We start from the raw sequence: 6863 nt of genomic DNA, 5'->3' as shown, positions 1-6863 counted from the left end.
CTGGTCAGCCCGTTACGGCGGCATGACCGGCGACCGCGACCGGGCTCGGCGCCGCGGGCAGCTCGGCGGGTGAGACCGCTTCCTGGGCCGGTGCCTGCTGTTGCGGAGCCTGCTCCGGAGCCTGTTCCGGTGCCGGAGCGGGAGCCGGACCCGGAGCGGGGCCCGGGGCAGGCACCGGCGGCGGCGCAGGCGCGTGCGGCTTCTCGGGCTTCGGCGGCTTCGGCTTCTCGGGCTTCGGCTTCTCCGGCTTGGGCTTGTCCTCGGGCTTGCAACCCGAGCCGTCCGGAGAGAGCCCGTCGGCGACGGCGCCGACGACGGCGACGCTGCTGTTGCACAGCTGGATCGGCGCCACGTTCACGTTGTCGTCGTTGCCGCCGTTGACACCATCGTTCTGGGTACCGTCCGCGGACGCCGGGACGGCGGTGAGCAGCAATCCGGCGGTCGCGGTTACGACACCGGCGAAGTAGCAGGCATTTTTGCGCACTGTCGCACTTCCTTCGGTTTCGATTACGGGGTTCCTCGGTCCGCCCTCACCGCACCCCGTCGTCCGGTGAGGCCGGGTCCGTCCTTTCGCGACAGGTCCCGTTGGGTCCTGTCACCGCGCGGCCGTAGCGCCCGCGGTCACCGCAGCAGCACGACCGTTCCCAGCGGCAGCGTGCTCAGCAGCTGTAATGCGTCCGGTGGGACGCGCACGCACCCGTCGCTGATGGCCTTGCCGAACACTTCGTCACCCGGCCAGCCGTGCAGCGCCACCGTGCCCGGCCCGCCGCCGTAGGAGTTGAACGTCTCCGAATGCGTGCCCAGCGGCAGGATGATCGGGCTGAAGCGGGTGACCTGCTCTTCGACGGCGGCCATCACGAAGGTCCGGCCGCGCGGCGTGGGCGATTCGGCGGCCCCGACTCCGACGGTCCACTCCCCCAGCCGTTCGGCGCCGCGCCACACCGCCAGCCGCTTGGCCTCGACGTCGACCTCGACCCGGAACGGCGAGCGGGCCTGCCGGACCGGGTCCGCGGCGGTGACGCGGATCCAGCCGCTCGTGCCGTTCGGCCTGGACGGCAGCAACACCTGCGCCCAGGCACCGGAGCGCGCGATCACCGGAACCCACGTGGGATTGCCGAGCTGCGTGGCGGGCAGTTTCGCGAACGCCGATCCGCCTGGCCTGTCGTGCACCGCGACCGGCTGCTCGATGTGCAGCACCACGCCGTCGGTGTCGCGTTGCGGTTCCGGATCGGGGACCCCGCCGATGAGATCACCGAAGGTCGTGGCTTCCGGCAGGCCGCTGAGATCGACCCGATCCGCCTGCGGGATCGGCGGCTGTTGCGCGGCCGGCCGCGCAGGCATGGGTGCGGTCGGTGCCGACAGCGTCCCGGAACAGCCCGTGAGCAGCATCGCCAGCGCTCCCGCCAGGATCGTCGACGACCGCGCGCAACGGACCGCCCGGCAGGCCGCCGGGGCGGGAAGCGTGGCTGCGTTCCGCGATCTCATGACAATCCTCGGGGTTTCATGACCGGCCGGTTCGGTTTCCGGCTGCGTCGGGGCCATGGCGGCATTCGTCGGGAAACGGGTTCGGGGTTTCGGGGAAGGAAGCTGGTCGCCGCCGATCCATGCCGGGCGGACGCTAACCCACGGCACCGGACCGTCCAAACGCGAATATGCCGCTCCGACCTGCCGAAAAATCGATCAAAGTAGCGCGTGAGCAGGCAAAACGTCCGAGACCGACACAGCCGCGATCGCAGATTCGTCGCCAGCGCACCACGAATGGGTGTTGATATTCACCGAGACGAGTGAACGTGTCGCGGCTTTCCGTTCGCTTTCGGCGGCATTAACCGCGCGCGCGTCCGCGGTAGGCATCCCGATCACCCCAACGCCGCAAATCACCCGACCCAGGGCGCGGCGGCACGCCGTCCTCCTGCACCGACACCGCCCGGCACCGCAGCAGCGACCGGGCTCCACCGGTCGGCACCCGCGTCTCGACGGATACTCCCGCCGACGAGCTCCGGCGACTGAATGATTTTGAACCGCCACGTTTCCGGCAAAGTCCCAAAATAACGATCTTTCCGCGCGAACCCACGTACTCGAGCATTTCAAGGAATGCGAACTTTCCGGGCTTTATTTCCCTGTTCGGACGACTGACTACGCGGGCGTCACCGAGCGCTACCAACACGTCGGCGGCAACGTCCTCGGCGACATCGCCGAACGAGTCGGCGCGCACCCCCTGGCAGGCGCCTGAGCACACGAACTGAGACTAAGCACAATGGAGCCCGAGCGGGAGCGACCCTCACCGGGCGCTGTTCGTGCTGGTCAGCGGCGCGGAAGCGGCGGGATTCGAACCCGCGGAGCCTTTCGGCTCGCTCGCTTTCAAGGCGAGTGCATTCGGCCGCTCTGCCACGCTTCCAACGTTGGAGCGTAACCGTCCGCGCTTCGCCGCGGACAGCGGGGCTGCCGAGGACGAGTGGTCCCGGGGACGGCGCGTGGCGTCGTGAGCTGCGGTGTCGTGCTCGGTGCGCGGGAAAAATCATTTGCGGGGCGATCGTCGGGGATGGTTGTCTGCGTGGTCGGCTGTCGGCGGCGGAGGGGGATGCTGACGTGACGCACGCGGTCGAAGTGCGCGAGTTGGTCAAGAGGTTCGACGGCGGATCACCGCCCGCGGTCGACCGGTTGAGCTTCCAGGTGCACAGCGGGGAGATCTTCGGGCTGCTCGGGCCGAACGGCGCGGGCAAGACGACCACCGTGGGAGTGCTGACCACCCGGGTGCTGCCGAGCGGTGGATCGGCGCAGATCGGCGGCGTGGACGTGGCCGCCGATCCCGTTTCGGCGCGCCGGAAGGTGGCCGTCGTGCCGCAGCGGGTCAACCTGGACCGCTCGCTCAACGCGCGGCAGAACCTGACGTTCCACGCCGCTTACCACGGTGTTCCGCGGGCCGAGCGGAATCGGCTGGCCGACGGGCTGCTGGAGCGGATGGGGCTCGCGGACAAGCGAAAGGCGCGGGTGGACGACCTCTCCGGCGGCCAATCGCAGCGGTTGATGATCGCGCGGGCGCTGATGCACCGCCCGGAGGTGCTGTTCCTGGACGAGCCGTCCACCGGGCTGGACCCGCAAGCCCGGCTGTTCGTGCACGACCGCATCAGCGAGCTGCGCGCGGAGGGCGTGACGGTGCTGCTGACCACGCACGACATGGACGAGGCCGAGAAGCTGTCGGATCGGGTGGGCATCGTCGACCACGGGCGACTGCTCACATTGGACACTCCGGCCGCGTTGATCAAATCGCTGCCGGGCGGCGGCACGGTGGACGCGGCGATGCGGGCCGACGGGGCCGACGCCGACAAGGCGCGTGCGCTGCTCACCGACCTGCCCAGAGTCGAGCAGGTCGAGCAGATCGCCGGGCACGACGACGGCCAGCTGCGGCTGCGGCTCTACTGCGGCGGGGAGCCCGCGGAACTGCTCGGCCCGGTCGCGCGGGTGCTGCACGAGCACCAGGTGCCGGTCACCGAGCTGTCGCCGGGGTCGGCGACGTTGGAAGACGTGTTCATCGACTTGACCGGCCGGGAGCTGCGATGACCGACACGGATGCCGGACGCGCGCCACTGCCGGCGGGCGCGGAACCGCGTGCGGGGAACATGGCGGCTCGGCTGCGGGCGTTCACCGCGGTGCTGGGCCGCGACGTGTTCGTCACCGGCCGCGAAATGCCGAGCTTCCTGGCGCAGGTGCTGGTCCAGCCGGTGGCGATCCTGTTCATCTTCGGCAAGGTGCTCGGCTCGCTCGGCTACACCCAGCCCGGGTACGAGCAGATCCTGCTGCCGGGCATGATCGCGATGAACGCTTTCCTGGTCGCGTTGCAGAACACGTCGTTCCCGCTGGTGTTCGACTTCTCCTACTCGCGGGAGATCGAGGACCGGCTGCTGGCACCGATGCCGGTGAGCTGGGTCGCGGTGGAGAAGATGCTGTTCGGTGCGGCTCGGGGACTGTTCGCGGCGGTGCTGATGATCCCGCTGGGGATGTGGATGCTCGGGCGAATCAGCTGGGACCTCGGCGGGCTCTGGTTCGCGGTGCTGTGCATGCTGCTCGGTTCGCTGACCGGGGCGGCCGTGGGGATGACGGTGGGCACGATCGTGCCGCCGCGGCGCATCAACATCATCTTCGCGGTGATCCTGGCGCCGCTGATGTTCACCGGGGCGACGCAGTTCCCGTGGACGCAGCTGGGGAATCTGCGCTGGTTCCAAGTGCTTTGCGGGTTCAACCCGCTGACCTACGTCAGCGAAGGGATGCGCGGAGCGCTGCTGCCGGACGTTCCGCACCTGGCGCCGTGGGTGTGCGTGCTGGTGCTGGTGGGCGCGTGCGCGTTGTTCGGTGCGCTGGGGATCGTGTTCTTCCTGCGGCGGGCGTTGGACTGAGCGGCCCGTTGGCGCGAACGGGCCGCTCACCCGTCAGATCCGCGCGTGCGAGCCGAGCATCGGCGGTTCCTCCGCGGCCAGGGCGCGGCTGCCCCGGTGCACGCTGTCGGTGCTTTCCGCGTACGCACCGATCGTCGTGGCCAGCGCCTTGGAATTCCGCTCCAGCGCCACCTCGTCCACATTGGACAGAGTGTCGGCCGGGCCGTGGTAGTTCGGGTCGTACGGCTGCCCGGCCGTGCCGCCCCACTCCGCGGCCTGCTGCTCGGTCTTGAGGTCCTCGGCACCGGTGAACAGCCCGCCGGACGGGATGCCGTTCGCGATGAACTCACCGTAGTCGGAACGGCCGTCGAAGTCGGTGCCCTGCAGCCGCACCCCCTGCGCGGCCATCGCCGCGGTGAGGTCGCGTTCGATCGCCGCGGAACCCTCCGGTCCCGGGCCCGCTCCCACGCCGTCGGAGTCGTCGCCGTCGTAGGCGAAGTAGCCCGCGTTCGGCGACCCGATCATGTCGAAGTTCAGGTACAGCGCGATGTCCAGCCGCTGCTCGAAGCTCAAGCCCTGCACGTACTTCGTCGAGCCGACCAGGCCGGACTCCTCGGCACCCCAGAAGGCGAACCGCACCGCGTTCGGCGTGCCCGGCTCGCCGCCCAGCCGCAGCGCGGTCTCCAGCAGCCCCGCCGTGCCGGTGCCGTTGTCGTTGATGCCCGCGCCTTCCGGAACGCTGTCCAGGTGCGCACCCGCCATCACCACGTTGTCCGGGCGGCCGGTGCGGGTCTGCGCGATGACGTTGCGGGTGGTGATGTTCTCCAGCCGCGATTGCACGTCCAGGTGCACCTGCGCACCGGCTCGACCTGCGAGGTCCGCTCCGACGGCCCGAGTGACGCCTGCGGTGGGAATGCGCGCGTCCGCGGGGTCGCCGAGCGTGCCGCCCAGCGGCCCTTCCGCGTTGTTGTAGATGATCGCGGCTGCCGCGCCGAGGTCGGCTGCGACCTGCTGCTTCTGCGCGAACGAGCAGGATCCGCGCTGGACCAGCACGACCTTGCCCGCCACGTCGGCCGGGAAGTCGGCGGCTTCGCAGCCGGGTGTGTCGTCCACCGCGGCCACCGACAGCGGCGCGGTCAGCCCGCCCCGCGGTGTCGCCGGGGAGTATTCGAGGGCGTCGCCTTCGGCCGGCGAGCCGTCCACGTCCAGCGCGAACGAGTCGAGCCGGTATGCCTGGTAGTCGAACTCCGGTGTGCGCACGTCGAATCCGGCGTTCCGCAGCTTCCCGGCGACGTAGTCCACACTGGACTCGTATCCGGGCAGGCCGGAGGCCCGGTTGCCGTCGTGGGTGTCGGCGATGCGCTGCAACGCCACCAGGTGCCGCTGCACCCGGTCCACATCGACCCGGTCGCCGAGCCCGGCGGGGGCGGCGGAAGCGGGCGCGGCCGCGAGGACCGTCGCGGCGCAGGTCGCGAGCACGGCCGCTAGGCGGCGCCTCGATCTCACAACGCTCATGCTGTTGTCTCCCCGGCAGGTGAGGTTCGCCGGGCGTTCCCCGGCTCCGCCAAGATTGCCCGAAATCCGTCCGGTTCGGCAGGTTTTCCCAAGATTGCCGGAGTTCGCAGGCGTACTAGTGTCGTTGGCATGTACGCGATCGCTATCCGTGAGCCGGGCGAACCGGACGTGCTGGAGTGGACCGAGCAGGCCGATCCGCGGCCGGGCCCCGGCGAAGTGCTGCTGGAGGTGGCCGCGGCCGGGGTGAACCGGGCGGACCTGGCGCAGCGGCAGGGAAACTACCCGCCACCGAAGGGCGCCAGCGAGGTGCTGGGGCTGGAGTGCTCCGGCACCGTCGCGGAACTCGGCGATGATGTGCGGGACTGGCAGGTCGGCGATGAGGTGTGCGCGCTGCTGGCCGGTGGCGGTTACGCGGAGCGGGTCGTGGTTCCCGCGAGCCAGCTGCTGCCGATCCCCGAAGGCGTGGACTTGGTGGACGCGGCCGGTCTGCCGGAGGTCGCCTGCACCGTGTGGTCCAACGTGGTCATGGAGGGCGGTCTTTCGTCCGGCCAGCTGCTGCTGGTGCACGGCGGCTCCGGCGGGATCGGCAGCAATGCGATCCAGATCGGGCGTGCGCTCGGTGCCCGGGTCGCCACGACCGCGGGCGCACCGGAAAGCGTGCAGTTCTGCCGCGAGCTCGGCGCCGACCCGGTGATCAACTACCGGGACGAGGACTTCGCCGAGGTGGTCAAGGGGCTCGGCGGCGCGAACGTCGTGCTGGACAACATGGGAGCGTCCTATTTGGACCGCAACCTGTCCGCGCTGGCACCGGACGGGCACCTCGCGGTGATCGGGATGCAGGGCGGCCGCAAGGCCGAGCTGGACATCGGCCGGATGCTGGTCAAGCGGCTGCGGATGTCGGTGCTCGGGCTGCGCGGGCGGCCGGTGGACGGGCCGAACGGCAAGGCCGCCATCGTCGCCGACGTGCGGGAGAAGCTG

6 protein-coding genes and 1 tRNA gene are annotated in these 6863 nt (G+C 70.3%); 3 read left to right on the top strand and 4 right to left on the bottom strand.

Annotated features, from left to right (window positions below; genetic code table 11):
* Positions 1 to 4: 4 nt before the first annotated feature.
* The 3 genes from IJH84_RS08175 to IJH84_RS08165 form a co-directional block, all read right to left on the bottom strand.
* Entirely contained in the window at positions 5 to 484 is a 480-nt protein-coding gene (locus IJH84_RS08175; RefSeq protein ID WP_295142254.1) for a hypothetical protein, read from the bottom strand.
* Between the two features lie 137 nt (positions 485 to 621).
* A complete protein-coding gene (locus IJH84_RS08170) occupies positions 622 to 1485 on the bottom strand; it encodes a L,D-transpeptidase (protein WP_295142252.1) in 864 nt (287 codons plus the stop codon).
* A gap of 825 nt (positions 1486 to 2310) precedes the next feature.
* A tRNA-Ser gene (locus IJH84_RS08165) sits at positions 2311 to 2395 on the bottom strand.
* Positions 2396 to 2586: 191 nt separating this feature from the next.
* Here IJH84_RS08165 and IJH84_RS08160 point away from each other — a divergent pair.
* Both IJH84_RS08160 and IJH84_RS08155 read left to right on the top strand, forming a co-directional pair.
* Entirely contained in the window at positions 2587 to 3558 is a 972-nt protein-coding gene (locus IJH84_RS08160) for an ABC transporter ATP-binding protein (RefSeq protein WP_200068159.1), read from the top strand.
* A 59-nt stretch (positions 3559 to 3617) separates the two neighbouring features.
* Positions 3618 to 4391 carry an ABC transporter permease gene (locus IJH84_RS08155; RefSeq protein WP_200068668.1) on the top strand — a complete coding sequence of 258 codons (774 nt, stop codon included), beginning with the start codon at positions 3618 to 3620 and terminating at the stop codon, positions 4389 to 4391.
* Positions 4392 to 4424: 33 nt separating this feature from the next.
* Here the strand turns inward: IJH84_RS08155 and IJH84_RS08150 are convergent, their stop codons facing one another.
* Positions 4425 to 5885 carry a M28 family metallopeptidase gene (locus IJH84_RS08150; RefSeq protein WP_295142248.1) on the bottom strand — a complete coding sequence of 487 codons (1461 nt, stop codon included), beginning with the start codon at positions 5883 to 5885 and terminating at the stop codon, positions 4425 to 4427.
* A gap of 129 nt (positions 5886 to 6014) precedes the next feature.
* Between IJH84_RS08150 and IJH84_RS08145 the strand changes: the two genes are divergently transcribed.
* The coding region (locus tag IJH84_RS08145) for an NAD(P)H-quinone oxidoreductase (RefSeq protein WP_295142245.1) at positions 6015 to 6863 on the top strand (849 nt) is incomplete at its 3' end.

Origin of the sequence: Saccharopolyspora sp., from assembly GCF_017434145.1 — a bacterium.
GTDB classification, from domain to species: Bacteria; Actinomycetota; Actinomycetes; order Mycobacteriales; family Pseudonocardiaceae; genus Saccharopolyspora_C; species Saccharopolyspora_C galaxeae.
The sequence above is the reverse complement of the archived record's forward strand: the minus strand, read 5'-3'. Positions and strand labels throughout refer to the sequence as shown.

What these genes read in the sequence shown, in the direction of transcription:
- IJH84_RS08170 (WP_295142252.1), bottom strand. Translation starts at nt 1,485, where the DNA reads ATGAGATCGCGGAACGCAGCCACGCTTCCCGCCCCGGCGGCCTGCCGG.
- IJH84_RS08155 (WP_200068668.1), top strand. Translation starts at nt 3,618, where the DNA reads ATGGCGGCTCGGCTGCGGGCGTTCACCGCGGTGCTGGGCCGCGACGTG.
- IJH84_RS08150 (WP_295142248.1), bottom strand. Translation starts at nt 5,885, where the DNA reads ATGAGCGTTGTGAGATCGAGGCGCCGCCTAGCGGCCGTGCTCGCGACC.